Origin of the sequence: Oryzicola mucosus (assembly GCF_014534685.1) — a bacterium.
Taxonomy (GTDB): Bacteria; Pseudomonadota; Alphaproteobacteria; order Rhizobiales; family Rhizobiaceae; genus Oryzicola; species Oryzicola mucosus.
Map to the genome: position 1 here is coordinate 421,860 of NZ_JACVVX010000001.1, position 26,997 is coordinate 448,856.

Annotated in this window: 19 protein-coding genes and 1 tRNA gene; 11 read left to right on the plus strand and 9 right to left on the minus strand. The window is 63.5% G+C overall.

Annotated features, from left to right (window positions below):
• Positions 1–138: 138 nt before the first annotated feature.
• Positions 139–1,617, plus strand: a complete 1,479-nt coding sequence (locus ICI42_RS02060; RefSeq protein WP_188162874.1) for a sensor histidine kinase — start codon at positions 139–141, stop codon at positions 1,615–1,617.
• A 401-nt stretch (positions 1,618–2,018) separates the two neighbouring features.
• Positions 2,019–2,095 (plus strand) — tRNA-Arg (locus ICI42_RS02065).
• A 135-nt stretch (positions 2,096–2,230) separates the two neighbouring features.
• Here ICI42_RS02065 and ICI42_RS02070 read toward each other — a convergent pair.
• The 4 genes from ICI42_RS02070 to ICI42_RS02085 all read right to left on the minus strand — a co-directional run bounded on the left by ICI42_RS02070 (position 2,231) and on the right by ICI42_RS02085 (position 6,333).
• Entirely contained in the window at positions 2,231–3,148 is a 918-nt protein-coding gene (locus ICI42_RS02070) for a nucleoside hydrolase (RefSeq protein WP_188162875.1), read from the minus strand.
• 249 nt (positions 3,149–3,397) lie between these two features.
• Positions 3,398–4,222, minus strand: coding sequence for an enoyl-CoA hydratase/isomerase family protein (locus ICI42_RS02075; protein WP_188162876.1), 825 nt, complete (start codon positions 4,220–4,222; stop codon positions 3,398–3,400).
• 52 nt (positions 4,223–4,274) lie between these two features.
• A complete protein-coding gene (locus tag ICI42_RS02080) occupies positions 4,275–5,204 on the minus strand; it encodes a pseudouridine-5'-phosphate glycosidase (RefSeq protein ID WP_188162877.1) in 930 nt (309 codons plus the stop codon).
• 19 nt (positions 5,205–5,223) lie between these two features.
• Positions 5,224–6,333 carry a carbohydrate kinase gene (locus tag ICI42_RS02085; RefSeq protein WP_188162878.1) on the minus strand — a complete coding sequence of 370 codons (1,110 nt, stop codon included), beginning with the start codon at positions 6,331–6,333 and terminating at the stop codon, positions 5,224–5,226.
• A 262-nt stretch (positions 6,334–6,595) separates the two neighbouring features.
• On the opposite strand from ICI42_RS02085, the gene ICI42_RS02090 reads away from it, so the two are divergent.
• The 6 genes from ICI42_RS02090 (at position 6,596) to ICI42_RS02115 (ending at position 13,905) form a co-directional block, all read left to right on the plus strand.
• On the plus strand, positions 6,596–7,567 hold the full coding sequence (locus tag ICI42_RS02090; protein ID WP_188162879.1) for an isopenicillin N synthase family dioxygenase: 972 nt from the start codon (positions 6,596–6,598) through the stop codon (positions 7,565–7,567).
• Between the two features lie 151 nt (positions 7,568–7,718).
• Positions 7,719–8,756, plus strand: coding sequence for an ABC transporter substrate-binding protein (locus ICI42_RS02095; RefSeq protein WP_188162880.1), 1,038 nt, complete (start codon positions 7,719–7,721; stop codon positions 8,754–8,756).
• 76 nt (positions 8,757–8,832) lie between these two features.
• The gene (locus tag ICI42_RS02100; protein WP_188162881.1) at positions 8,833–9,891 is read left to right on the plus strand and encodes an ABC transporter ATP-binding protein; all 1,059 of its coding nucleotides are present in this window, start codon (positions 8,833–8,835) and stop codon (positions 9,889–9,891) included.
• Positions 9,888–10,748 (plus strand): ABC transporter permease, encoded by an 861-nt coding sequence (locus ICI42_RS02105; RefSeq protein WP_188162882.1) that lies wholly within the window; start codon positions 9,888–9,890, stop codon positions 10,746–10,748. The genes ICI42_RS02100 and ICI42_RS02105 overlap by 4 nt, the downstream gene beginning before the upstream one ends.
• Before the next feature lies 1 nt (position 10,749).
• The gene (locus ICI42_RS02110; protein ID WP_188162883.1) at positions 10,750–11,532 is read left to right on the plus strand and encodes an ABC transporter permease; all 783 of its coding nucleotides are present in this window, start codon (positions 10,750–10,752) and stop codon (positions 11,530–11,532) included.
• A gap of 243 nt (positions 11,533–11,775) precedes the next feature.
• Positions 11,776–13,905 carry an acetate--CoA ligase family protein gene (locus ICI42_RS02115; RefSeq protein ID WP_188162884.1) on the plus strand — a complete coding sequence of 710 codons (2,130 nt, stop codon included), beginning with the start codon at positions 11,776–11,778 and terminating at the stop codon, positions 13,903–13,905.
• Positions 13,906–13,983: 78 nt separating this feature from the next.
• On the opposite strand, the gene ICI42_RS02120 is transcribed toward ICI42_RS02115, so the two are convergent.
• The 4 genes from ICI42_RS02120 to ICI42_RS02135 all read right to left on the minus strand — a co-directional run bounded on the left by ICI42_RS02120 (position 13,984) and on the right by ICI42_RS02135 (position 18,082).
• Positions 13,984–14,229, minus strand: coding sequence for a hypothetical protein (locus ICI42_RS02120; RefSeq protein WP_188162885.1), 246 nt, complete (start codon positions 14,227–14,229; stop codon positions 13,984–13,986).
• Positions 14,230–14,417: 188 nt separating this feature from the next.
• Entirely contained in the window at positions 14,418–15,995 is a 1,578-nt protein-coding gene (locus tag ICI42_RS02125; RefSeq protein ID WP_188162886.1) for a serine hydrolase, read from the minus strand.
• A gap of 285 nt (positions 15,996–16,280) precedes the next feature.
• Positions 16,281–17,276 (minus strand): acrylyl-CoA reductase (NADPH), encoded by a 996-nt coding sequence (gene acuI / locus ICI42_RS02130; RefSeq protein WP_188162887.1) that lies wholly within the window; start codon positions 17,274–17,276, stop codon positions 16,281–16,283.
• A gap of 50 nt (positions 17,277–17,326) precedes the next feature.
• Positions 17,327–18,082: a FadR/GntR family transcriptional regulator gene (locus ICI42_RS02135; protein ID WP_188162888.1), complete on the minus strand. Its 756-nt coding sequence runs from the start codon at positions 18,080–18,082 to the stop codon at positions 17,327–17,329.
• A 126-nt stretch (positions 18,083–18,208) separates the two neighbouring features.
• Between ICI42_RS02135 and ICI42_RS02140 the strand changes: the two genes are divergently transcribed.
• Genes ICI42_RS02140 through ICI42_RS02150 form a run of 3 tightly spaced genes read left to right on the plus strand, consistent with a single transcriptional unit; the run spans position 18,209 to position 24,103 of the window.
• The gene (locus ICI42_RS02140) at positions 18,209–19,669 is read left to right on the plus strand and encodes an FAD-binding oxidoreductase (protein ID WP_230980124.1); all 1,461 of its coding nucleotides are present in this window, start codon (positions 18,209–18,211) and stop codon (positions 19,667–19,669) included.
• Positions 19,666–23,139 (plus strand): indolepyruvate ferredoxin oxidoreductase family protein, encoded by a 3,474-nt coding sequence (locus ICI42_RS02145; RefSeq protein ID WP_188162889.1) that lies wholly within the window; start codon positions 19,666–19,668, stop codon positions 23,137–23,139. The genes ICI42_RS02140 and ICI42_RS02145 overlap by 4 nt, the downstream gene beginning before the upstream one ends.
• A 22-nt stretch (positions 23,140–23,161) precedes the next feature.
• Entirely contained in the window at positions 23,162–24,103 is a 942-nt protein-coding gene (locus tag ICI42_RS02150; protein ID WP_188162890.1) for a nucleoside hydrolase, read from the plus strand.
• 354 nt (positions 24,104–24,457) lie between these two features.
• Here the strand turns inward: ICI42_RS02150 and ICI42_RS02155 are convergent, their stop codons facing one another.
• Positions 24,458–26,986, minus strand: a complete 2,529-nt coding sequence (locus ICI42_RS02155) for an HWE histidine kinase domain-containing protein (RefSeq protein ID WP_188162891.1) — start codon at positions 26,984–26,986, stop codon at positions 24,458–24,460.
• Positions 26,987–26,997: the final 11 nt, after the last annotated feature.

Consider the following 26,997-nt stretch of genomic DNA (forward strand, 5'->3'; position numbering starts at 1 on the left):
AATTGTTTGCAATCGCGCAGGAAGGCGTTGGCGAGTAGGATTCGGTATCCTGTTTGCTGGTGCCGCTGCGTGAACCGCTCGCATCAGACAGGCGTATAAAGTGGTTGGCGGCGCGCTCCGGACTGATAGAAAGTCGGCATGACAAACGAGGTTTCCCCAGACAGTGCTGCGAATGTAGACCAGCCCATTCCGCTGGGGCGCGGCCTGTCGGCCAAGGTGCTGCTTCTGACCATCGTCTTCGTTCTGCTGGCCGAAATCGTCATTTTCGTTCCGGCTATTTCGACCTTCCGCGTGCGCTGGCTGGATGAGCGGCTGTCGACCGCGGCCAGCGTTGGGCTGGTGCTGATCCAGGGCGATCCGGCCAGCCTGTCGCGGGATGCCCAGAACGAGGTGCTGAAATCGATCAGCGCCAAGGCCATCGCGGTGCGCGACGGCGGTGTCTCACGGCTGCTGTTGGCAGCCGAAATGCCGCCGCAGGTCGACCAGCACATCGATCTCGACGACACGCCCATTCTCGGCTCGGCCACCGACGCGCTGTACACGCTGGTCTTCGGCGGCAAGGATATGCTGCGCATCTACGGCCATGTCGGCGACAGCGACAAGGAGTTCGAGCTGGTCTTTCCAGACTATCAGCTGCGCAAGGCGATGCTGGGCTATTCCGCCGTTATCGCGCTGGTGGCGCTGCTGATCTCGCTGGTGACGGCAGCACTCGTCTATGTCGCCATCGACCGCATCATGATCCGGCCGATCCGCTCGATGACCCGTTCAATGCTCGCCTTCTCGCGGACGCCGGACGATCCCTCCGCCATCATCGAACATGATGGGCGCGGCGACGAGATCGGCGTGGCGGAGCGCGAATTGTCGTCCATGCAGGTCAATCTGCAGCGCATGCTGGGCGAGCAGAAACACCTCGCCGATCTCGGCCTCGCCGTGTCGAAGATCAACCATGACATGCGCAACATTCTCGCTTCCGCGCAATTGATGTCGGACCGGCTGCTGCAGGTGAAGGATCCTTCCGTCCAGGCTTTCGCGCCAAAGCTTCTGCGCACCTTGGACCGAGCCGTGTCCTATTCCGAAAACGTTCTGGCCTATGGCCGCGCCCAAGAGCTTCCCCCGGCCCGCCGCAAGCTCAGGCTGCGACAACTGGTCGACGAAGTGCACGGCCTGCTCGGCCCGGAGCCTTCCGCCGGGGTCGAGTTCATCAATTCGGTGGACACGACCTTCGAGATCGACGCCGATCCGGATCAGTTGTTTCGCGTCCTGACCAATCTCAGCCGCAACGCCATCCAGGCGATGGCGGCGGAAGCCGAGGTCGCCGTCGTCAAGCGGCTCACCATCTCCAGCGAGCGGCATGGCAGCGTCAGCCGCATCCTGATCACCGATACCGGCCCGGGCCTGCCCCAGAAGGCGCGTGAAAACCTGTTCGCCGCCTTCCGCGGCTCGGCCCGCAGCGGCGGCACGGGCCTTGGCCTTGCAATCGCCCACGAACTGGTCCGCGCGCATGGCGGCGCGCTGGAGCTTGTGGAAAGCATCGGCGGCCGTACCGTCTTTTCCCTTACCATTCCCGACCAGCCCGTCCGGCTGGAGCGCACGCGCGGCGTCAAGCGCCCAGCGTAACAACGGGGCTAAAGCCACCGCAACGAGCACTTCGGGCGAATTCACAACTCCGACGCGTCAAGTTCGAAGACAGAGCCCCGGCAGTTGCTCTGGCTGCTTCCGGGAAGACGCCGTTTCTCCACAGTCTCAAACGCCAAGACCGAAATCCGGCTACCAAATCCTTTCGAAGGAAGCGTTCCGCCGGCCCTTCTCCGTTCCCGGCAACCGCGCTAGCGCGAGTGCGGCCGGCAAGCTTCACCTGGCGCGCCTGGAAGAGCGTCGCCTTCTCCGCCTGCTTGGTGATCTCGATGAAAAGTTTGCCGGAGCATCTTGCTTTTCGCGGAATCAGTCTTTAGGAAGCAGCCATCGCGGTTGGCCGACAGGCTGGCTGCGGCAGGCGGGGTTTTCCCCACGCCTCATGCGCACCCGTAGCTCAGCTGGATAGAGCACCAGACTACGAATCTGGGGGTCAGGAGTTCGAATCTCTTCGGGTGCGCCATTTCATTCATGAGATCAGCATGTCATGTCGCCTGTCGTGAAGGCGGTCGCTGCAGCAACCTTTTTAGCCCGTGGCCAAATCGTCACGGGGAGGCCACGTGGCCAGGCACGGTGAGTTCGGCAGTAAGATGACCTGCTAGCCGAGCAGCCGGTCGAAGAGCAGCTTCAGCGCCCTATCGCCATCGACTTTCATCGCTACCGAAATGGCGCCGCCCGAGGCGTCGATGTCGAGCGACCCGGCATCGCCGGTCATCGTCCGGTCGACTGAAATCTTGAGCAGTTCGCAGGTAAACAGCGTGGCATCGAGCACCAGAAGCATCACGCAGGGGTCGTGCAGCGGGCGGCTTTCGCCGCCGCCGGTGCTTTGGAAATAGGCGTCGATCAGTTCGCCCGAAACCTTCGCGGCCGCAACGCCGCTGCTCCTCAGTTCGGCTGCCTGAGCATGGGTGGCGCGGACCTTGCGGGTGACGTCGAGCGGGACCAGCGTGACATCGAGCCCGGACCGGAACACGACTTCCGCGGCCTCGGGGTCGGCGGCGATGTTGAACTCGGCGCGCGGGCCGACATTGCCGGGCTCGTGGATCGCGCCGCCCATGGCGATGACGCGGCCCAGACGTCTGGCTGAAGCGGGATGCTCCTGCACCAAGCGGGCGACATTGGTCAGCGGGCCCAACGCCAGGATATCGACGCTGCCGGCTTCCGCTGACTCGAGCGTCTCTGCCAGCCAGGCAACGGCATCGTCTCCGGCAGGCGCTGCGAGCGGCGCCGGAAATGCGACGCCGCCGAGGCCGTCATTGCCGTGAACATAGGATGCATTCCGGCCCGGACGCGACAGGGGTACGGCGGCGCCTGCTATCACCGGCACATGGCGGTCTTGCAGCGCCAGGATGCGCCCGGCATTGCGGGTGGTGGTCTGTATGCCGATATTGCCGGCCACCGTGGTGATGCCGAGAATGTCGAACTCAACCGACTTCAGCGCCAGAAGGATCGCCACCGCGTCGTCGATGCCGGGATCTGTGTCGATCACGATTTTGCGGGTTTCGGTGGCCGGCATGGGCTAAGCCTTTTCGGTGCTAAAGAACTGCGGTTGCGCATCCCATTTCCAGGCTGCCCCCCTTTATCCCTTCCCACAAGGGAGGGAGACGCCCTCGTCGCATTTTGCGGCAATGAGTCAGAAGCTGGCAGTCGACGACGGGGCGCGCAAGAAACCGCTCCCCCTACCCCTGTTCAGTTGGAGAGGACAGGGGTGGAGGTATCGATCCGCTTCAACTCGTCCGAGTTTGAAACGACGGCGCTGTCGCGCTCAGATATCCAGGCCCTTGAAGGGGGAATCGCGGAAATCGAGATATTCCTTCAAGCCCATCTTGGCGAGGTTGGCCATCCATTCGCGGCCCTGCTTGGTAACGTGCAGCGCGGCAATCGCCTCGATATTATACTGGAACGAGGGCAGGAGGCCGGCCACGACCTGCTGGTTGTTGATCGAGGCCTTGGTGTATTTGAGCGCCGGAACGGGCATGCGCGCCAGCTTGCGGGCGAGCTTTTCGGTGGCGTCCTTGAGTTCGGCGGCCGGCACGATCTTGTTGATCAGGTGCATGCGCAGCGCTTCCTCGGCATCGACCAGGTCGCCGGTATACATCAGCCAGCGCACGTCGCGGGTGGCGAGCAGCCACGGCATCATCAGCGCGGGCGGTCCGGAATTGTGACGCACTTCCGGCTCGCCGAATTTTGCGTTGTCGGCGGAGATGGCGAGGTCGCAGCACATCATCAGTTCGAGCGCGCCGGCGAGCGCATAGCCGTTGATCGAGGCGATGACCGGGATCGGCGCTTTCCAGATGTTGAGCAGCGCTTCGGCATTCTCGCTCATGTCTTCGCGCCAGAAGTCGATGTCGACGTCGAAATCGCCGCCCTGCAGGTCGTAACCCGAGGAAAAGGCGCGGCCGGCACCAGTGATGACCAGTGCGTTGACATCAGGGTCGGCGACCGCTGCGGCGACGGCGGCGTCGATCTCGCGGATCGTCGTCTTGTTCATCGCGTTCAGCTTGTCGGGACGGTTGATGGTGATCGTCGCGAACTTGTCCTGGCCGTCCTTGGCGTAAAGGATCGTCTCATAGGACGCGGTCTGGCTCATGCCTGTCTTCCTTTCAGTGTCGCGCTGCCCGGAGACGGCGCCGTTCCCTTGATTATTTCTGCTGCGTCTTCAGCGCGCTGTGCGCGACGGCCATCCTGGCGGCGAGTGCCGCGTTGTTCTTCACCAGCGCGATGTTGGCCTTCAGGCTCTTGCCTTCGGAAAGCTGGTTGATGCGGTCCAGAAGGAAAGGCGTGACCTCCTTGCGGGCGACGCCCTTCTTCTCGGCTTCCGCCACAGCTTCGGCAATGGTCTTGTCGATGAAGGCGGTGTCGAGCGCGTCGGCTTCGGGGATAGGGTTGGCGATGAGGATGCCGGTGCCCGAACCAAGCTGAGCATGAAGGATCATCGCTTCCGCGATCTCTTCCGGCGTGTCGAGCCTGTGGTCGGCCTTCAGCCCGCTGGATCGGGTGTAGAAGGCGGGAAAATCGTCGCTGCCATAGGCGATGACGGGCACGCGCTGGGTCTCGACATATTCCAGCGTCTTGGGGATATCGAGGATCGACTTGACGCCGGCGCAAACAACAGTTGTCTCGGTCTGGCCAAGTTCGGTCAGGTCGGCGGAGATGTCGAAGGTCTGCTCGGCGCCGCGATGCACGCCGCCGACGCCGCCGGTGGCGAAGATGTCGATGCCGGCCAGCGCTGCGATGCGCATGGTGGCCGACACGGTGGTGCCGCCATCGCCCTTGCGCACCATGACGGCTGCGAGGTCGCGGCCGGACGCCTTCACGACCTGCTTGGACTGGGCCAGCGCTTCGAGCTGCTCGTCGTCGAGGCCGACGAATACCTCGCCCTTGATGACGGCGATGGTCGCCGGTGTCGCTCCATTGTCGCGCACCACCTGCTCGACCGCGCGAGCGGTCTCGAGATTGGCCGGATAAGGCATGCCATGGGTGATGATGGTCGATTCAAGTGCCACGATGGGGCCGGAAGCGGCGCGCGCGGCGGCCACGTCGCGGCCGTAACGGATGGTGATGGGAGCCATGTGGATCAGGCCTTTCCTGTCAGGCGGGAATGCGGTGCATGTTGGATGCAAGGAAGCGGGCGGAGAGGTCCGGATGGACGCTCGAATCGCTTTCTGTGGCCAGCGTCGCGGCCAGCGCGCCCGTCCTTGCGGCGGTGATGGTGTCTTCTCCTGCGAGAATCCGGTAGAGCGTGCCGGCGATCATCGCATCGCCCGCGCCGGTCACGTCGACGGGCCGCGCCGGCACCGAGGTCACCTGCGTCACGCCTTTTTCGGTGGCGACCGAAATGCCCAGCGCGCCCATGGTGACGACCACCTCGCCTGCACCGCGCGCGCGCAGCCGCATTGCCGCTTCCTTGGGGCGGAAATAATCCGCCGGATCGGTGCGGCCGAGAATGGTGTTGGCCTCGTCATTGTTGAGGAAAAGCAGGTCGACGCCGGAAAGATCCTGCGGCAGGCGCATCGCCTTGGGCGAAGACACCGTATCGATGGCGAGCTTGAAACGGCTGCCCTGCTTTTTGGAGACGAGTGCCGCCAGCGTCGCCGCAGGCAGGTTGCAGTCCGCGAAAACCCAGGAGGCAGCGGCCAGATGCGGCCAGATGCGGTCGATATGGGTTGGGCCGAACTGCTCGAAAATGTCCATGTCGGCGATGCCGAGCACGAGATTGTTGTCGGGTCCAAGGATCGCGGCATATTCGGCGGTGGGCCGTTCCGAGGTGATCAGAACCTGGCTGACTTCGACGCCGAGGTCGCGCAGATGGCGCACCAGCGCGCGGCCGGTCTCATCGTCGCCGACGACGGAGGCAAAGGTCGTCGCGACGCCGAGCCGGGCCAGATTTTCCGCCACGTTGCGGGCCACGCCGCCGAAGCTGCGGTAGCCGTCGACCGGGTTTGAGGTCTCGAAGATGAATTCCTTGCGCGCATGATATTTGCGGTCGAGCACGGCGCCGCCGATGCAGACGATGCGCTTGGCTGTGGGAAGGACGTAGCCGCGGCCGAGGATATAGCCCTTCTTGGTCAGGCTCACGATATGGGCGGCGACCGTGGAGCGGGCCAATCCCAGCATGTCAGCGACTTCCTGCTGACCGGCAAACGGGTTGTCGGCAATAATTTCGAGGACCGCCTGTTCCTGCGTACCCAGATCGTCCATGGCCTGTCACTTTGCTGAAATTCGGTCGTATATTTTTTTGATATGTTCAACAACAGATGTTCTTGTCAACAACAGTTTATGCAGATAGCGTGCTCTTTTACGATGCTACCGGCCTGCAGCAGCAGGTGCGTAAAAGACAAGGCGTGTGCATGCGTATTGGGAAACCCCAACTGCCAGTAAGGCCGGATTTTCCGGCAGCATTCGCACGCTTTCGCTCACGGCTTTCTCCTCAAATCTCCTTACACGAGAAGGTGTTGTGACAATGCATAACAGTTCAGCCACCCAGCCAGGAACATCGGCGCCGACCATCCCGGTCATCGATGTCGGCCCCTTCATCCGCAATGAAGCGGGTGCGGCCGCGGTCGTCTCGGCAATCGAGACCGCCTGCCGCGATACCGGCTTCTTCCTCGTTACCGGTCATGGCGTGTCGCCGGAAAAGACGATGCGCCTCTACAATCTGGCGCGCGCCTTCTTCGACCTGCCGCAGGATTGGAAGACCCAGCAAGGGCGTGGCACCGATGTCGTCGGCGGCGTGGCATTCTCGCCCATCGCCGACGAGGCGCTGAGTGCGACGCTGGGGATCAAGACCCCCGGCGACTACAAGGAAAGCCTGAATTTCGGTGTCCGCCTGCCGGGCGATAGCTGGCCGGACCAGCCGGAGGGCATCGAGCAGGCGTTCCGCGACTATTTCGTCGAGATGGAGACGCTGGCAAAGCACCTGCGTCGCGTCTTCTGCAAGGCGATCGGGCTCGACCAGGATTATTTCGAGGCGTCCTTCGACGGTCATATGTCGGCACTGCGCGTCATCAACTACCCCGAGCAGGACGAAGACCCGCTGCCGGGCCAGCTGCGCGCCGGCGTCCACACCGACTACGGCTTCATGACCATCCTGCGTTCGGAAGCCTCCTCGGGCGGTCTGCAGGTGCAGACCCGGGACGGCCAATGGCTTGACGCGCCTTCGATCGACGGCGCCTACGTCGTCAACATCGGCGATGCCTTCATGCGCTGGACCAACGACGAATGGGTGTCGACGCCGCACCGTGTCGCCAATCCGCCCAGCGACAAGAAAGGCAGTTCGCGTCGCCAGTCGATCCCGTTCTTCCTCAATCCGAGCAAGGACACCGTCATCACGTGCCTGGAGCCGTTCTGCGCCGAAGGCACGCCTGCGAAATACGAGCCCATCACCTATGGCGAGTATATCGCGCTCAAGACCAAGCAGGCCTTCAGCAAGTAAAGGAGGCCTGAGACCGTGGTCCTGTATGAGGGCCACGATCGAGCACGGAAGGACAGAGACGGGAACCGCCGTCCTTCGCAAGAGATCACCAGAGCCGTTCGGCCAGAGACCGAACGGACGCAGATTGGATGTCAGAAAGGGGAACTTTACGATGAATTTGACTAGAAGACAGGCACTTGCCGGCATGGCGGCACTTTCCGCCGGTACGATGTTCGGGCTTCCCGCGGCCCTCGCACAGAACAAGACCCTGATCGTGCCGACGCTGGGCGGCGTTTGGGAACAGTTCTGGCGCAACACGCTGGCGCCGGAATTCACCAAGGCCAGCGGCGCCAATGTCACGCTCGACGTCGGCAACGGCCGTGTCTGGGGCGCCAATATGCGCGCCGCCGGCGTTGCCAACCCGCCTTACTCGGTCGTGATGACCAATGAGGTCTTCGCGTCGAGCCTGCGCAAGGAAGGCTTCTTCGAGAAGCTCGACCTGAGCAAGGTGTCGAACTACAACGATCTCTATCCGCTGGCCAAGAAGACCGACGGCTGGGGCGCCATCGCCATGGTCTCGCCGATCGGGCTCGCCTACCGCACCGATCTGGTGAAAACCCCGCCCAAGGCCTGGAAGGATCTTTGGACCAACCCTGAGTTCAAGGGAAAGATCGGCCTCTACAGCTTCTCCAACAGCGCCGGCAAGATGCAGCTGATGCTGTTCTCCAAGATCTTCGGCAAGGACATGTATGACACCGAAGCCGGCTTCAAGGCGCTCGGTGAGCTGGGCTCGGTCATCCAGGCCGATTTCAACCTGTCCACGGGCATTGCCTCGGGCGAGTTCGTCATCGCACCGTTCGACTTCGGCGAAGTCGCCCGCCTGCGCAAGCAGGGCCTGCCGATCGATGTCATCGTGCCGGAAGAAGGCCTGCTGATGTTCGACCAGACGATCAACATCCTCGCCAATGCGCCGGAAAAGGAACTCGCCTACGAATATGCGAACTTCCTCCTGGCCCCCGAGACCCAGGCGCTGCTGATGAAGGAGTTCTTCATCTCGCCGACCAATTCCAAGGTCGTGGTGCCCGACGATCTCAAGGCCGACGTGCCGATCTCCGGCCCTGAAATGGATAAGATCCTGAGCTGGGACTGGGACTTCATGAATCAGAACCAGGCCGCGTTCGCCGAGACCTGGGCGAAGACCGTCAAGTAGCAAGCACAGCAGCGCCGCGCCCATACGAGAGTATGCGCGCGGCTTTGCATTTTTGCGCCAGCAAGGGATTAGATATATGACCGAGGTTAGCATCGAAAAGCTGACCAAGAGCTATGGCAACGCGCGCGCCGTGAATGCCATCTCTATGAAGATCGCCGAAGGCGAGTTCATCTCGCTGCTCGGGCCTTCGGGTTGCGGCAAGACCACCACGTTGAAGATGATCGCCGGCTTCGAGGACGTCACCGAGGGTGCGATCCGCTTCGACGGGCAGGACGTGGTCAACACCCCCGCCGAAAAGCGCGACATCGGCATGGTGTTTCAGAATTACGCGCTGTTTCCGCACATGACCGTCGAGCAGAATCTCGCCTTCGGGCTGGAGATGCGCAAGGTGCCGAAGCCGCAGATGCGCGAGCGCATCGCCAAGGTGCTGGATATGGTCCAGCTCAAGGGCTACGAGGCACGTTATCCACGCCAGCTTTCCGGCGGCCAGCAGCAGCGCGTCGCCCTTGCCCGCGCGCTCGTGATCGAGCCGAAGATCCTGCTGCTCGACGAGCCGCTCGCCAATCTCGATGCCAAGCTGCGCGAGGAAATGCGCGTCTTCATCCGCGACCTGCAGCGCCGCGTCGGCATCACAACGGTCTATGTCACGCACGACCAGGCCGAGGCGATGACCATGTCGGACCGCGTCGTCGTCATGTTCGGCGGTCGCATCGCCCAGATCGGTTCGCCCACCGACATCTATGAGCGCCCCGAAAACCATGAGGTCGCTGAATTCGTCGGCCAGGTGAACCTCGTCGAGGCCAAGGTCGAGTCCGTCGGCGAGGGCACCGCGACCGTCACGTCGCCGCTCGGAAACTTCATCCTGCCGACCAAGATTTCGGTCAAGCCGGGCAATATGGTGTCGCTTGCGCTGCGCCCCGAGGCCATCGAACTGTCCATGGCTACCGCAGGCCAGCCTGCAGCGACCGTTCTGGCAAGCTACTATTCCGGCGCGCTGATGGACTACCGGTTGAAGCTGGACAATGGCGACGAACTGCATGCGCAGACCTTTCCAGTCAACCGCTTCGCGGAAGGCGATCGCGTTGCCTTGCACGCGCCGGCGGAGCGCTTCTGGCTGGTCGGGGTGGCGCAATGAGTCCAGGCAAGACCAAGGGCATCGGCCCCTATCTGCTGATAGCGCCGGCAGGACTTCTGCTGGCCATTTTTCTCGTGCTGCCTTATCTCAACATCGGCGTGATGAGCTTCCGTGTTCCCGGCCAGGGCACGCCTTATGGCGAGGGCTTCACCCTCGTCAACTACGCCCGCTTCTTTGCCGACAGCTTCTATATCTGGCAGGTCGTCAACACGCTGTGGATCGGCTTCCTGACCACCGCGATCTGCCTGGTGATCGGCTTTCCCGTTGCCTGGCAGTTGACCCGGCCGAACATGCGGTTCCGCGGCCTGGCCTATGGCCTCGTCCTGTCGCCGCTTCTGGTCGGCATCGTCATCCGCAGCTATGGCTGGACCATCCTTCTCGGCAATAACGGCCTCATCAACCGCACGCTGACCAATATGGGCCTGATCGATGCGCCGCTGCCGCTGATGTACAATGCGCTCGGCATCATCATCGCGCTGGTGCATGTCTTCCTTCCGTTCATGATCCTGCCGATCATGAACGGCATCCAGGGCATCGACCCATCGCTCGAAGCCGCTGCACGCTCGCTCGGCGCGTCGCGCGCCACGGCCTTCCGCCGCATCGTCCTGCCCTTGTCCATGCCGGGCATCCAGGCCGGCTGCATCCTGGTCTTCGTGCTGTCGCTCAGCGCCTATGTCACGCCCTCGCTGATCGGCGGGCTGAAGGTCAAGACCATGGCGGTAACGGTGGTCGATGCGCTGATCGATACCTTCCAGTGGCCGTTCGGCTCCGCGCTCGCGCTGATGCTGTCGGTGACCGGGGCGATCATCGTGGTCATTTTCGGCCGCATGACGCGCATGAAATGGAAGGTGGCCTGACATGTCGAGACCGTTTCTCACCGGCTATTGCCTTCTCATCTATGCCTTCCTGCTCGCGCCGATCCTGGTCGTGGTGGGAGCGTCCTTCAATGCGGGCGCCTTCCTCACCTTCCCGCCGCAGGGCCTGTCGTTCCGCTGGTACGTCACCTTCTTCAACAACGAGGTGTTCATGCGGGCGATCCGCACCTCTTTGTGGGTGGCGTTCGTGACGATGATCATCTCGGGCGTCATCGGCACCATGGCGGCACTGTTCCATGTCCTGCATGCGCGCCGCAGCAAGGACGTGGTGCGCATCGCCATGCTCGCGCCGCTTTTGTTGCCGGAGGTGCTGACGGCGATCTCGCTCTTGTTCTTCGTCTATGCCATCGGCATCGGCACGCAGAACATGGTCGGCATGATCATCGGCCACGTCCTGATCACGCTGCCTTTCGTCTTCATCAACGTGTCGGCCTCGCTGGAAAGCTTCGACCCGTCCTGGGACATGGCCGCGCGCAGCCTGGGCGCGCCGAAGCTGGTGCGGTTCCGCCGCATCATGCTGCCGATGATCAAGTCGGGCGTCATAGGCGGCTGCCTGTTCGCCTTCATCATCTCCTTCGACATCTTCACCATCTCGTTCATGCTGAAGGGGGTCGGCACCTCCACCCTGCCGATCCAGCTGTTCGACTACCTCCGCACCAACTTCACGCCCGAAGCCGCCGCCGTCTCGACGGTGTCGATCGTGCTGACGCTGACGGTGGTGATCATCTCGGAAAAGGTCCTGGGACTGCGGATTCATCGGTTCTAAGGCGTTTGCCGCAGCTACAACCTCACCTCCCCCTTTTTCGGGCGGGAACACTCTTCAAGGCGCGCTCGAACTTCAAAACCAGCAAAGGGCAAGCGCTGGCAGTTCCCCTCCCCCTTGTGGGGAGGGGATAGGGGTGGGGGTAAATTGCCATTCCATTTTGGTTGGCGTTTCCCCCCGCAAAGGGTTCCGGCTCTCGTCTCGCTCGGTGTGAGCCAGGCCGGTGAACGACCAAGGAACGGTTCCATGACCTCCGACACGTTCTCCTCCGCGATGCGGGCTCTGATGGTCCCGCGCTCCGTAGCCATCGTCGGCGCGACGGAAAGGCCGGACGCCTCGTCGAGCTTCGTCATGCGCAATCTGATGGCGCATGGCTTCGACGGCAAAATCCTGCCGGTCAATCCCAAGGGCGGCAGCGTGTTCGGCTACACCGCCGCCACATCGCTTTCCGATCTCGCCGAACCCGCCGATGTCGCCGTCATCGGCATCTCCGCCGAACGCGTCCTGCCGGCGCTCGAGGAAGCCGCGCGCAACGGCATCAAGGCAGCCGTCGTTCTGGCCTCCGGCTTTGGCGAACTGGACGATGCCGGCCGCCGCCGCCAGGACGAACTGGTCGATCTCGCACGCAGAAACGGCATGGCGATCTGCGGTCCGAACTGTCTCGGCCTGTTCAACCTCAACAGCGGTGCGGCTCTCTACTCCTCGCGCCTGTCGACCGGAATGCTCAAGGGCGGGCTGGCGCTGGTCTCGCACTCGGGAGCGACCGCCATTGCGCTCGGCAATACCGGCCGGATCGGCATCAGCCATATCGTCTCGTCCGGCAACAGTGCGGCGACCGACATTCCGGACTATCTCGATTATCTCGCCACCGACGACGCGACCAAAGCCATCGGCGTCGTCCTCGAGGCAATCCGCGACCCGCAAGCCTTTGCAGACGCCATGCAGACGGTTCATGCGGCGGGCAAGCCGGTGATCGTGCTGCGCGCCGGCCGCTCGGAAAGCGGCGCGCGCGCCACCGCCGCCCATACCGGGTCGCTTGCCGGCGCCGGCGAAGCCTATACTTCCTTCTTCCGGCGCAACGGCGTCCTTGAAGCCGGCGACATGGATGAGTTTCTCGAAACCGCCGTCCTGTGCAGCGGTACGCGCCGTCCCCGGCGCGGCAAGGGATTGGCCGTTCTCGGCGTGTCCGGCGGCGGGGTCGCGCATGTGTCCGACATCGCCGAAGAGACCGGCATCACGCTGCCGCCCTTCCACTGCGGCACGGTCGCTGCGCTTAGGACCCTGCTGCCGCCCTTCGCGACGCCGCAGAACCCGCTCGACACAACCGGCATCGTCTTCGCCGATGCCTCTATCTATGGCCAGGTGCTGGACGTCATCGCGACCGATCCCGAGATCGGACTGATCGTGGCCGCGCAGGACGCGCCCACCGGCCTGGATCAGGACGGTGCGGCCGAATATCTCGGCATCGCAGGCGCGGCGGCGGACTTCGCAAAACAGTCCGAAACGCCTGTCGTTTTCATGAGCAATTTGTCGTCGGGCCACCATCCGGCGGTTAAGGCGGCGGCAGCCCGAGGTGTTACCGTCATGAACGGCACACGCGCCACGCTGCGCGCCATCAAGGCCGTGATGAATGTGGAAGTCGCCTCGCTGGATGAAGGCAAGCCCTGGGCAGCACCCGATCCGACATGGCTGCAGCGTATCGGCAGCGGCGTACCGCTGACGGAACGCGAGGCAAAGGCATTCCTGGCGGCGAACGGATTGCCGACCACCCAGGAATATCTGGCGACAACAGCCGACGAGGCCGCGGCGGCGGCCGAGAAAACCGGCTTCCCGGTGGTGATGAAGATCGAATCGCCCGACATCGCCCATAAGACCGAAGCCGGCGGCGTGCGCCTGGGCATCGCTTCTGAATCCGAAGCGCGCGAGGCGTTCGAAACGATCATCGCCAATGCCCGTGCCTATGATCCCAAGGCGGATCTGCGCGGCGTGGTGGTGCAGGAAATGGTGACGGGAGGGGTCGAGGCATTGGTCGGGCTCGTCCGGCACGAGCCGTTCGGCCTTGGCCTCGTCGTCGGCGTCGGCGGCGTGCTGGTCGAACTGATCAAGGACGCGGCCTTCGAACTCCTGCCGATCGACAAGCCGCTGGCGCTCGACATGATCGATCGCACCAAGCTTTCGCAGCTTCTGGCCGGCTATCGCGGCGCAGCGGCGGCCGATGCGGATGGGTTGGCCGATCTCATGGTCGCCCTGTCGGATGCAGCGCTGCGCTATGACGATGTGCTGGAAGCGATCGACCTGAACCCGGTCGCGGTCCTGCCGAAAGGCAGGGGCGTCCGGCTGCTCGACGCCTTGGTGATCGGGAAGAAGCCGGCCTGACCTTCCCATACGAAAAGCCCGCCGCCGTTTCCGGTAGCGGGCTTTTGTCAGGTCCTCAGAAGGACCGGTGGCAAAGGTTTAGCGGGTGAAGACCACGTCAACCTTGTCGCCACGGCCGTTGAAATCCACCGAAGCATGCGAACCGGCCTGGAGGTTTGCCGGAATAGCAACGTCAAGTGGAACAGTCACGCTCTGGCCGCTTTCAAATGTAATGACGCGGGTTTCCGGGTTGTAATACTCAACAGTACCACTAACCGGAACGGCTGCAAAAGCCGAACCACCGAGAAGAGCCAGAGCAGCAGCGGAAATGAGAATCTTTTTCATAGCAATTACCTTTGTAGTCTTAAAAATTTTCGGACATCAAACGGTTTCGTCTGTCCGATGAATGATACATAGGACCCTATGAAATTCTTTTAAAGGCCTCCCGCGCACGATTTTCGTGACGCACCGTTCACGAAATCGCGATTGGCCGGTGATCCCCTTTGATTATGCCTTGAAGTCCGCTGGTGGCGTCAGCGGCTCCAGCTTCCCAGGCCGTTGGCGTCGTAGAAATCGATGGTGAAGCCGCTGACCTTCTCGCCGCTGGCGGCGAATGTCACCGAGGATCGCGAGCCCTTCGGTGCATTTTCGCCGGAAGGCTCGATGGCGAAGGTGTCGCCGTCCCACGGCAGCAGCTTGAAGTTCTGACCGCGCCGACCCAGTGTCATCACCAGCCCGTCGGGGCCATTGCCAATCTCCGCCGGGCCGAAATAGCTGTTGTCGTAGCGACCGGCATAGGCATCGAGCGGCCGCTCCGCCGCCGGATTTGCCGGCCGCTCCACCTTGGCCAGATCGCCCTCCGGATCGAGCATATGCGCCATGACGCTGTGATAGGCGCCGTACCAGTCGCGCGTCGCAGTGCCGAACTGGACGATATCCATGAACTCCACCGCGATGCCTTCGGCGACGCCGACCGGGCTGCCATTGGTCAGAACCACGATGCCGACCTTGGCGGCCGGATTGACGTTGATCGTCGTGCCCGCGCCCAGCGCAAAGGCGCCGGAGTGGTTGACGTTGACATGACCGCCCGCGGTTACGCCGACATTGAGGCCATAGCCGTAGAAGCCGGTCCGCGCGTCGAACGCATGCGCGGGGCTGCTGACGGCCTGCGGACTCATCATCGGCAAAAGCACATCTTCCGAGATCAACTGCCCGCCATTGTGGGAGCCGCCCGCCAGAAGAAGCTTCAACCATTCGGCCAGATCGAGCACATTGGAGGACACGCCGCCGGCCGGCGACTGCGCGTCGGGTTCGCGCTGGTAGAGCGGCTGGAACTTGCCGTCCTGCAAGGCATGCAGCACGGCGCGGTTGTCCCGCGCCATGAAATCCTTGTAGCGCGAACTGGTCGAGGCCATGCCGAGCGGCTGATACAGCGCTTCCTCGGCCAGCGTCTCCCACGGCTTGCCGGCGGCGGCCGCTATCGCCTCGCCGGCGATGGTCGTGCCGAAATTCGCGTAGTGGTAGGAGGCGCGGAATGAATCGAGCGGCACCTGCGACAGCCTTGCGATGATCTCGTCACGGCTGAAGCCGAGATCCTCGAGATCGTCGCCGGCGGCAGGGGGCAGGCCGGTATGATGCGCGAAGAAATCGCCGATCGTGGCATGCGAGCCGACATAGGGATCGCTGAGCTTGAAGTCGGGCAGGTACTTCACCACAGGATCGGTCCACGCCGCCTTGCCCTTGGTGATCTCGATGGCGGCGATGGTGGCCGAAATCGGCTTGGACACCGAAGCTATCTGGAACACCGTTTCCGGTGTGATCGGATCGGGCTTGCCGATCTCGCGCAGGCCATAGCCTTGTGAGAAGACGGTCTTGCCGTCATGCACGACCGCGACGGCCACGCCCGGCACGCCGCTGCGCTCGATGATTTTCGCCACGATATCGGGCAGCGCTTCCACAGCCTTCGGCACGCCGTTTTCGGCCAGCGTCATGGCATCCTGGCTGGGCGCTGCGCCCAGCGTGATCGGCATCTCCTGGGCAAAAGCCCCGGGAGGGGCGAGCGCTATCAGCATGACGGTTGAAAGCAGGACTTTGAGGCTCGACAAGCGCATTGCAACTCCTCCGGAAACAGCCGCCTGACAGACAAGGCTCTTGTATCCATCGAAGACCAAGACGCCGCCCATATTCATACCAATATGAGGCTGGATTCGATCGGAGTTCAAACGATTTTGATAGCGGGCTGCCCGGCCCCGAAAACGAGGGAGACGAGCCGTCACGAATGCTGGGACTTTTGTAATTTGCGACAGTGCTGGTGCGATCGCGCCTCTCCCCGTTCACGGGGAGACGGTCCCGGCAGGGGGATGAGGGGCGGCAAGAACGTCCGCCCCTCTCAAGTCCTACTTCGAAATATCGATCACCACGCGGCCGCGAATCTGGCCGGCGAGGATGTCGTTGGCAAGCTTCGGCAAGTCGGACATCCCAGCCACCGTGGTCATGGATTCAAGATGCGTCTTGTCGAGATGCTCGGCGAGCGTCTTCCAGGCTGCCTCGCGCTTGGCGCGCGGCGCCATGACCGAATCCACGCCCAAAAGCGCTACCGACCGCAGGATGTGCGGCAGCACGGTGCCCGGCAGATCGGCGCCGCCGGCGAGACCGCAGGCCGCCACCGCGCCGCCATAGACGGTCTGCGACAGCACATTGGCTAGGGTTGTCGAGCCGACGGAATCCACGGCGCCTGCCCAGCGTTCCTTCTGCAGCGGTCCGCCCTTTTCGGAGAGCGTCGCGCGGTCGATGAAGTTGGTCGCGCCGAGGCCGCCGAGATACTCATGCGTTTCCGGACGGCCGGTCGATGCGGTGACGGTGTAACCCTTGGTCGACAGCAGGCTGATGGCGGTCGAACCGACGCCGCCGGCAGCACCCGTGACCAGCACTTCCTTGCCGCCGGGCTGGATGGCGCCCCAGGCTTCGAGCGCGTTGACGCACAGGGCGGCGGTGTAACCCGCCGTACCGATCGCCATGGCGTCCTGGAAGCTGAAGGCGTCGGGCAAGCGGATCAGCCATTCCGGCTTGACGCGCTGGAAGCGGGAATAGCCGCCCCATTCGGTCTCCGACAATCCCCAGCCGTTGAGCACGACTTTGTCGCCGGCCTTCCATTCGTCGGAACGCGACTCGACCACGGTGCCGGCGATGTCGATGCCGGCCACCATCGGCAGGCGGCGCGCGATGCGGCCCTTGCCGGAGACGGCGAGGCCGTCCTTGTAGTTCAGCGTGGAGAAGGCAACCTCGACCAGAACGTCGTGGTCGGGCAATTCGGCAACCGTCAGGTCGCGGAATTCGGCCTTGGGCTTGCCCTCGTTGTCAACGATCATCAGGGCGCGGAAAGTCTCACTCATGGTTTTCTCCCGTTCTTCACTTAATCTGGTCTTCGATTGGTTGGCTTGGTTCAGAGCGGGCCGGCTGCTTCGGCATCCTGCGCGCGCCGCTCGAGCGCGAGCATGAAGGTGTCGCGCATGCCCAGAATATGCTCGCGCAGAAGGCCGCCGGCGGTCTCGACGTCATGCGCCCTGATGGCATCGACGATACGCCGGTGCCATTCGGAGGCCTCCCTTCGCTCGCGATAGCGGTAGGTAACCATGTTGGTGATCGGAATGAAGGCTTCGATGACGGTGTACATCATCAGCTTCAGCGGGCCGTTGCCGGCCGCATCGACCAAGGCGCGGTGAAACCGCACATCCGAGGCGCAGAACTCCTCGTCCGTCATTTCCTCGCGCAGCTGAAACTCGACCTCGGCCTCCATCGCCGCGATATCGGCGTCGGTGCGGTTGGCGGCGGCAAGCCGCGCGCAGATGCATTCGGTTTCCATCCTGGCGGTGACGATCTCGTCGATGTCGAAAGCACCGATACCCACCAGCAGCGTCGCCGCGCCGGTGATCGCCTTGGACAGTCCCTCGGGGTCGGGTCGGGTGACGAAATTGCCTCCGGTCGGGCCGCGCCGCGAACGGATCAGGTTCTGCGCGGCAAGCCGCTTGAGCGCCTCGCGCACCGTGGGACGGGAAATGCCGAAACGCCGGGCGAGCTCTTCCTCGTTGGGAAGCCGTTCGTCGACCTTGAGACGGCCCTCGAGAATGGCGGCGCGGATGTTGTCCGCCACCTGCTTGGCTAGGCCGGTGCGCACCACCTCGTCGTAGTTCAGGCTCATGCAAACCCCTCTCCGATGTGCGTCCGTTGTAGCCGAGAAATCCTCGTTTTCAAATTGAAATATAGGTTTGACAAATATAAAATTGGGCTTAGCCTTAAATCTTTCCGGGTTCAGGAATGCACCACCATGCCGACCGCCGCAGCCACCAACGATAACGCCACGGCCATCTCCCCCGCCCTCCCCCAAGGCCTCCTGCAGGCCCTGGCGGCGGCGCTGCCTGCCGAGTGCATCATGAGCGACGGCGCCGTAGATGCCCGCTACAGCGAGGCGCAGGGCGACAAGAAGGGCACTCAGCCGCTTCTGGTTCTGCGCCCCAAAACCACGGCCGAGGTGTCCGCCGTCCTCTCCATCTGCAATGCGCATGGCCAGCGCCTCGTCACCCAGGGCGGACGCACCGGCCTCTCCAGCAGCGCGCGGGTCTGCGAGGGGGAAGCGGTGCTGTCGCTCGAACGCATGACGGCGCTCGATCCCGTCGATAGCGATGCCGGAACGATCGTCGTCGATGCCGGCGTGGCACTGCAGACGCTGCAGGAAACCGCCGATGCGGCGGGCCTGATGTTCGGCGTCGATATCGGCGCGCGCGGCTCGGCCACGGTGGGCGGCAACGTCGCCACCAATGCCGGCGGCATTCGCGTTCTGCGCTACGGCATGTATCGCGCCCAGATCCTCGGGCTCGAGGCCGTGCTTGCCGACGGGACGGTGCTGAGTTCGCTCAAGGGGCTTGCTAAGGACAATTCCGGCTACGACCTCAACCAGCTTTTCATCGGCAGCGAAGGCACGCTTGGCGTGGTCACCCGCGCGTGTCTCAAGCTGCATCCCAAACCGCTTTACGAAAGCAATGCCTTTTGCGCCCTGCCCTCGGTAGAAGCGGCGATCACGCTTCTGTCGCGCCTGCGTTCTGCGATGGGGCCGATGCTGTCGGCCTTCGAGATCATCTTTCCCGCCGTCTACGAGAGCGCGCTGCGCTTCTCCGGCAAGCAGCGCCCGGTCCAGGCCACCGGCGACGTCTATGTCCTCGCCGAAATCCAGGGCACCAAGGCCGAGGTCGACAATGAACGCTTCGCCGAAGCGCTGATCCAGGCCTGCGAGGACGAGATCGTCAGCGACGTGACCGTATCGCAGTCGCCGCGCGAATTCCGCGCCATCTGGGAGCTGCGCGAGGCCTGCAGCCACTACATCACAAGCTGCAGCAACATGGTCGGCTGCGACATCAGCGTGGCGCTGCGCGAAATGCCGGGCTTCCTGTCCTCCGCCGACATCGCCGTGCGCACCGCCGACGAAAACGCCTCCTTCAATGTCTTTGGCCATCTCGGCGACGGCAATCTGCATTACATCGTCGGCACCGAAAAGCCTGACGCCGTGACCGATGCCATCCTGTCCTGCGTGAAGGCGGCCAATGGCAGCATCTCGGCAGAGCACGGCATTGGCCTCGACAAGAAGCAATGGCTGCATCTGTGCCGCAGCGACGCCGAAATCGCCGCGATGCGCCGGCTCAAGGCGGCGTTCGACCCGAATGGAATCCTGAATCCCGGCCGTATTTTCGATATGCCGGCCCAGCAGCCGCCAGAGAAGGACGCTCGATCATGAGTGCTGCACCCGCTTCCACCGCCGCGCAGCTCTTCGAGATGACCGATCTCGACGACCGCTACACGCTGCCCAAGGGCCGTATCCTCGTCTCCGGCACCCAGGCGCTGATCCGCCTGCCAATGGTGATGCGCGAGCGCGACCTGGCGCAAGGGTTGAACACTGCCGGCTACGTTTCCGGCTATCGCGGCTCGCCGCTCGCCTCCTTCGACCGCGAGATGGGCAAGGCCGAAAAATACCTCAAGGAACACCACATCGTCTTCCGCCCCGGCCTCAACGAGGACATGGCGGCAACCGCCGTGTGGGGCACGCAGCAGACCGGCATGTTTCCCGGCTCGCGCTATGACGGCGTGTTTTCCATGTGGTACGGCAAGGGTCCGGGCGTCGACCGCACCATGGACGTCATCCGCCACGCCAACGCCGTCGGCACCGACAAGCATGGCGGCGTGCTGCTCTTGGTCGGCGACGACCACGGCGCCGTCTCCTCCACCCTGCCCCATCAGAGCGAGCACAATCTGATCTCGGCCATGGTGCCGATGCTGTCGCCGGCCGGCGTCGGCGAATATATCGACTATGGCGTGCTCGGCTGGGAAATGAGCCGCTATTCCGGGGCCTGGATCGGCTTCAAGTGCCAGACCGAAACCGTCGAATGCTCGGCCACCGTCGATCTCGACCCCGAGCGCCTCAAGATCGTCAAGCCGGATCTCATCCTGCCGGGCGACGGCCTGTCGCTGCGCTGGCCCGACGGCCCGCACGCGATGGAACAGCGCCTCGAACACAAGATGCAGGCGGTGCATGCCTTTGCCCTGGCCAATGGCATCGACCGCGCTGTCTGGCGCAACGGCAAGCCGCGCATCGGTATCGTCTCGACCGGCAAATCCTGGCTCGACCTGCTCGCCGCGCTCGATGCGCTCGGCATCGACGAGATCCGCGCCGGCGAACTCGGCATCGCGCTCTACAAGATCGGCCTGGCATGGCCCATCGAGCCCACCGGCCTGATCGACTTCGCACGCGACCTCGACCAGGTGCTGGTTGTCGAGGAAAAGCGCCCGATCCTGGAAGACCAGATCAAGTCGCTGCTGTTCAATCTGCCGGACGGACGCCGCCCGCGCATCGTCGGCAAGCAGGACGAAAACGGCGCGCCGCTTCTGCCCAGCCATGGCGAGATCGACAGCGTGGCGGTTGCCCGCGCCATCGTTTCGCGGCTCGGCGGCGGCGATGAGGCCATCAGGAGCCGTGCCGCGCGCATCGAGGAGATCGTTGCCGCCACGCCCAGCGAGGCCACGGCGCTCAAGCGCGACGCCTATTTCTGCTCGGGCTGCCCGCATTCCGTTTCCACCCGCATTCCCGACGGCAGCCGCGCCACCACCGGCATCGGCTGCCACATGATGGTGATCGGCCTGCCGGAGCGCAACACCTCGACCTTTACCCAGATGGGCGGCGAAGGCGGCGCATGGATCGGCCTGTCGCACTTCACCGACGAGAAGCACATTTTCGTCAATATGGGCGACGGCACCTATTTTCACTCCGGCATGCTCGCCATCCGCGCGGCCATCGCCGGTCGCGTCAACGCCACCTACAAGATCCTTTATAACGACGCGGTCGCCATGACCGGCGGCCAGCGCCATGACGGCGACAACACAGTTCCCTCCATCGTCGACCAGGTTCTGGCCGAGGGCGCAAAGCGCGTGGTGGTGGTGTCGGAAAAGCCCGAGGTCTGGCAGGGCGTGCTGCCGCGCACGGTCAGCATCCACCACCGCGACGAACTCGACGCCGTGCAGCGCGAGCTGCGCGAGATCGAGGGCGTCACCGTTCTCGTCTACGATCAGGTCTGCGCCGCCGAGAAGCGCCGCCGCCGCAAACGCGGCGCGCTCGCCCAGTCCGAAAGGCGCGCCTTCATCAACGAGCTGGTCTGCGAGGGCTGCGGCGACTGTTCGGCGGTTTCCAACTGCATTTCCGTCGAGCCGGTGGAAACCGAGTTCGGCCGCAAGCGCCGCATCAATCAGTCGAGCTGCAACACCGACCTGTCCTGCATCAAGGGTTTTTGCCCCAGCTTCGTCACCATCGAAGGCGGCAAGCTGCGCAAGGCCAAGGGTCAGGCCGCCGCGATCAAGCCCGGCGACCTGCCGATGCCGCATCTTCAGCCCATCGACGGCGCCTTCAACATGCTGCTTGCCGGTATCGGCGGCACCGGCGTCATCACGGTCAGCGCCGTGCTCTCCATGGCCGCCCATCTCGAAGGCCTGTCGATCCTGACGCTCGACCAGACCGGCCTTGCCCAGAAGAACGGCGCAGTGGTCTCGCATGTGCGCATCGCGCCCAAGCCCGAAATGCTCAACGCCGCGCGCATCGGCGCCGGCGAAGCCGACCTCGTGCTTGGCTTCGACGTCGTGGTCTCCGCTTCGCCCAAGTCGCTGGCAACCTTCGGCAAGGGCCGCACCCGCGCCGTGCTGGACGACCATTTCGCGCCCACCGCCTCCTTCGTGCAGAACACGGCCATCGACTTCCGCCAGGAAGCCACGCTGCTGTCGCTGAAAAAGGCTGCCGGCGAGGATGCGGTGCAGATGATCTCGGCCTCGAAACTCGGCACCGCTTTGATGGGCGACGCCATCGCGGCCAACATGTTCCTGCTCGGCTATGCCTGGCAGCGCGGCCTGGTGCCGATCGGCTTCGACGCCATCGACCGGGCGCTGGAACTCAACGGCACGGGCCTTGCCATGAACCGCACAGCCTTTGCCTGGGGCCGCCGCGCCGCCGTCGATCCGGAGGGCGTCATCGCCGCTGCCGGTCTCGGCAAGCCCCCTGAGCCCAGGGCGGAAACGCTGGAGGACATCGTCGAACGCCGTTCGGCGTTCCTGACCGACTATCAGGACGCCAAATATGCCGCGCGCTACCGCGAGCTTGTCGAAACCGCGCGCAAGGCGGAAGCGCCGCTCGGCTCGACGGATTTCGCCATGGCGGTGGCCCGCAACGCCTTCAAGCTGATGGCGTACAAGGACGAGTACGAGGTCGCGCGGCTGCATCGCGACACCTCGTTCCAGAGGAAGCTCGCTGAGCAGTTCGAGGGCGACTTCAAGATCAAGCACCATCTTGCGCCGCCGATGATTTCGAAGATCGACCCCCGCACCGGGCACCCCGGCAAAATAGCTTTCGGGGGGTGGATAAGGCCCGTTTTCGGCGTTTTGGCAGGTGCCAAATTCCTCCGCGGCACCCCTCTCGACCCCTTCGGACGCACTGAGGAACGGCGCATGGAGCGGCAGCTGATCGCCGACTATTTCGCTCTCATTCCGCAGCTGTCGGCATCGATCTCCGCCGGCAACCACAAGCTTTCGGTGGAAATCGCCGGTTTGCCGTCCGAGATCCGTGGCTTTGGCCATGTAAAAGCGGCAGCGTTCGAACGCTTCAAGCGCCGCCGCGAACAGCTTCTCGCAAAGCTGGTTCGGCCCGCCGAAACGCTCGAACACGCCGCCTGAAACCGCATCGCAGGAACCGCATATGCCCCGCAAGATCATCATCGACACCGATCCCGGCCAGGACGACGCGCTCGCCATTTTGCTGGCGCTGGCAAGCCCGGAGCTGGACGTTCTCGGCATCGTCGCGGTCGCGGGCAACATTCCGCTGGAGCTGACCCACACCAACATCCGCAAGGTCTGCGAGGTGGCGAGCCGGCCCGACGTCAAGGTCTATGCCGGATCGGTGCGGCCGATGGTGCGGCAACTGGTGACTGCCGAGCATGTGCATGGCGAGACCGGGCTGGACGGCTACGACCTGCCCGCACCGGCCATGCCACTTCAGACGCAGGGCGGCGTCGAGTTCATCATCGAGACGCTGATGCGGGAAGAGCCCGGTACGGTGACGCTATGCCCGCTCGGGCCGCTGACCAATATCGGCATGGCGCTGGTTCGCGAACCGAAGATCGCCTCGCGCATCAAGGAAATCGTGCTGATGGGCGGCGGCTATTTCGAAGGCGGCAACATCACGCCTTCGGCAGAGTTCAACATCTATGTCGATCCGCATGCGGCCGAGATCGTCTTCGGCTCGGGCGTGCCGATCGTGATGATGCCGCTCGACGTCACCCACAAGGTGCTGACGACCGAGAAGCGGGTCTCGGCGATGCGCGGCATCGGCACCCGGGTCGGCGAAGTTGCGGCGGCCTGGCTGGAGTTCTTCGAGCGTTTCGACGAAGAGAAATATGGCACCGATGGCGGCCCGCTGCACGACCCCAACGTGATTGCCTATCTGATCAAGCCGGAGCTCTATTCCGGCCGCCATTGCAATGTCGAGATCGAGACCTCGTCGCCGCTGACCATCGGCGAGACCGTGGTCGACTGGTGGGGCGTCACCGACCGCGAGAAGAATGCGCTGTTCATCAAGGACGTCGACGCCGATGGCTTCTTCAGCCTGTTGACCGAGCGCCTCGCCACGCTGCCGGCTTAGAGCGTTTCCTGCTTAGATTGAACCGTTCTGCCGGTGGGAATTCGGGACAAGGTCGAGGGATGAGGCGAGGTCGTAGTGGTGCTACGGCCGAGCCGAGGCCCGAAGGATTTGGCCCGAATTAACCCGGCCCACCGGTGGCCGCGCCTTCTTTGAATGCGCAAAGGACCACCGGCACTTTAGACACTTGTTGATTTGCCACGCAAATCAACGGGGAGGTTTCCCGCTGGCGGGCGCCCGCTGTGTCAGACGTCTTGCCCGATGCACCACATCGGGACTGCGCCGCCTTCCTTGCGGTTCGCCTCGCCATCGGTGAAACAGAACCGCTTCAATCTAAACAGGAAACGCTCTAGAGCGTTAGCGGTTCATCAGCCGCGCGATGGCGGCCAGCAGCGTCTCGCCGTCATAGGGCTTGCGCACGATCGGCACTGCGGAAAATTCCGAGGGAATGACCGATCCGTCGCCATAGCCGGTGGCAAACAGGAAGGGGATGCCGCGCCGCGTCAAATCCTCGGCTACCGGGATCGAGGTGCCCTGGCCGAGATTGACGTCGAGCACGGCGACATGCGGCTTGAACGAGCGCAGCCGGGTCAGCGCCTCCTGCGCCGAGCTGGTCACGGTAACGTCGTGGATGCCTTTTTCTTCCAGCATGGCTTCGACATCCATGGCGATCAGCATCTGGTCCTCGACCAGAAGCACCGCCAGATCGGCAGGCAGCGCCGATAGGCCGGTCTCCGCCGCCGGGGACAGCTGCTGCGCCTGGGAAACAGTCGTCGCCAACGAGATATGACGCGCGGGCAAGCGGAAGTCGGCCTTGATGCCGCCGGGCGCGTAGTCGACGGAGCTTTCACCACCCAGATCATAGGGAATGCTCCGGTCGATGAGTGCCGTGCCGAACCCTTCGCGCTCGGGCACGGTAACGGCTGGACCGCCACTCTCCACCCACCTCAACTCGCAGTCGCCCAAACTCGTCAGCGTCCACGATACGACAAGCTTTCCGCCCGACCGTGACAAGGCGCCATATTTGGCGGCGTTCGTCGACATTTCATGCAGGATCAGCGCCATGACCGAAAAAGCCCGCCCGTCGAGCCAGACCGTCGGTCCCACCAGGACGATTTCGGACGATGGCCCACGGTAGGGCGACAGCTCGGCATTGATGAGATCGGACAAAAGCCCGCCGCCATCGCCACGCACCACCTGGTCATGTGCGAAGGAAAGCGCCTGAATGCGCCCCTTGAGCGAGTTGACATAGTCCTTGAGGCTCCGGCCCTCTTGAATCGGGTGCCCGACAAGCGACTTGATGATGGCCAGGATGTTCTTGACCCGGTGGTTGAGCTCGGCATTGAGCATGCGCTGGCGCACGTCGGATTTGCTGCGCTCTTCGGCCATAAGCTCGTTGTGGCGCAGGACGACCTCGACGGTTGCCGCACGCGCCGCTTCGGCGATTTCCCGGTCTGTTTCCGTCCAGGGCTGTGCCTGCATATGGACGGTTTCTTTCCAGATGGAGAAACTCTTGCGCGGCGTCAGTCGGTCGCCCAGCGGACCGGTTTCGTAGGACTTTTCCGGGTTGCCCGCCCAGTTCAGCGTCTGCACCATCTCACGGCGGAAGAAGAACAGATAATCATTGGGGATTTGCGACAGCGGTATGGCCAGCACGCCTGCCGTCAGCTCATGGTAATCCTGCGCGGAGGGCAGCTTCTGCGACAGCGCATGCGTCGCCCAGATCCTGCCTTCCGAAACCGACCCAACGAAACGCGCCAGCTCGGGGATGGCGTCCGCAGGTGCCGTGACGCCTTGGGCGCTCCAGGAGCCGTTCATCCAGATACCGACGCCGTCGCATGGCATGAGTCGCATGAAATCGCCGAGGTTCTCCCGAAGAAGCTCCTCGACATCGGCGTGATGCGAGGCGAGCCGCAGGAAATTGTCGAGCGCCTTGCGCGCGTCGGATGCCATGCTGAGCGTGCGCTTCTGCTTCAGCGTATGAAGATGCAGGGAGAAGAACTCGCCGAACATCTCGGCGGCGACCCGCTCCGCCATGGGCAATATGCGCGGTGCGTAGTGGTGACAGGCGATCAGCCCCCACAGTTTGCCCTCGACAATGATCGAAATCGACATGGAAGCGGCCACGCCCATATTGCGCAGATATTCGCAATGGATCGGCGAAACGCTGCGCAGATGCGCGAAGGACAGGTCCAGCGCCTCGCCGGAGGCGTCGAGCACCGGAACGATGGGGATACGCGCCGCATTCGCATCGGAGATGATGCGGATCGTGTTGCGCATATAAAGCGCGCGCGCCTGCTGGGGAATGTCGCTGGCGGGGAAATACTGGCCCAGGAAGCTCTCGAGGTCGGCGCGCTTGATCTCGCTGACGACCTTGCCCGACCCGTCTTGCTCGAAACGGTAGATCATCACGCGGTCATAGCCCAGCATGGCGCGCACGAGCTTCGCACTCTGGTTGAGCAGCCGATCGACGCTGTCGATGTTGCTGATGCGGCCGATCAGTTCGCGGGTCAGGCGCAATGCGCGGCCAGGCTTCTTCGTCGGCTCAAACTCGACGATGACTGTGGATTTGAAACGATGGACGGCGATGTCAAAGCGCTTGCCGGACGACAAAAGAATGTCGAACAGCAGGGCCGGCCGCGACGCTTCGCTGAAACTCGACAGGCCGTTGCGCAGGGAATGGGCGGCCTCGCTGCCCAAAATGTCCTGCAGAACAGCGCCATTGACCGAGCCTTCCAAGCCGAGCATCTCGACTGCATTGGCGGAGTGGCGCAGCACCGTGACGGCATTGACGTCGCATACCAGCATGCAGCCATGCGGCTGGATGCTGCCGGGAATGTGGATCGGTTCCCGATCGCAGTTGGTAAGGTTGACGGGCTCAGTCATGAAGATTTTTG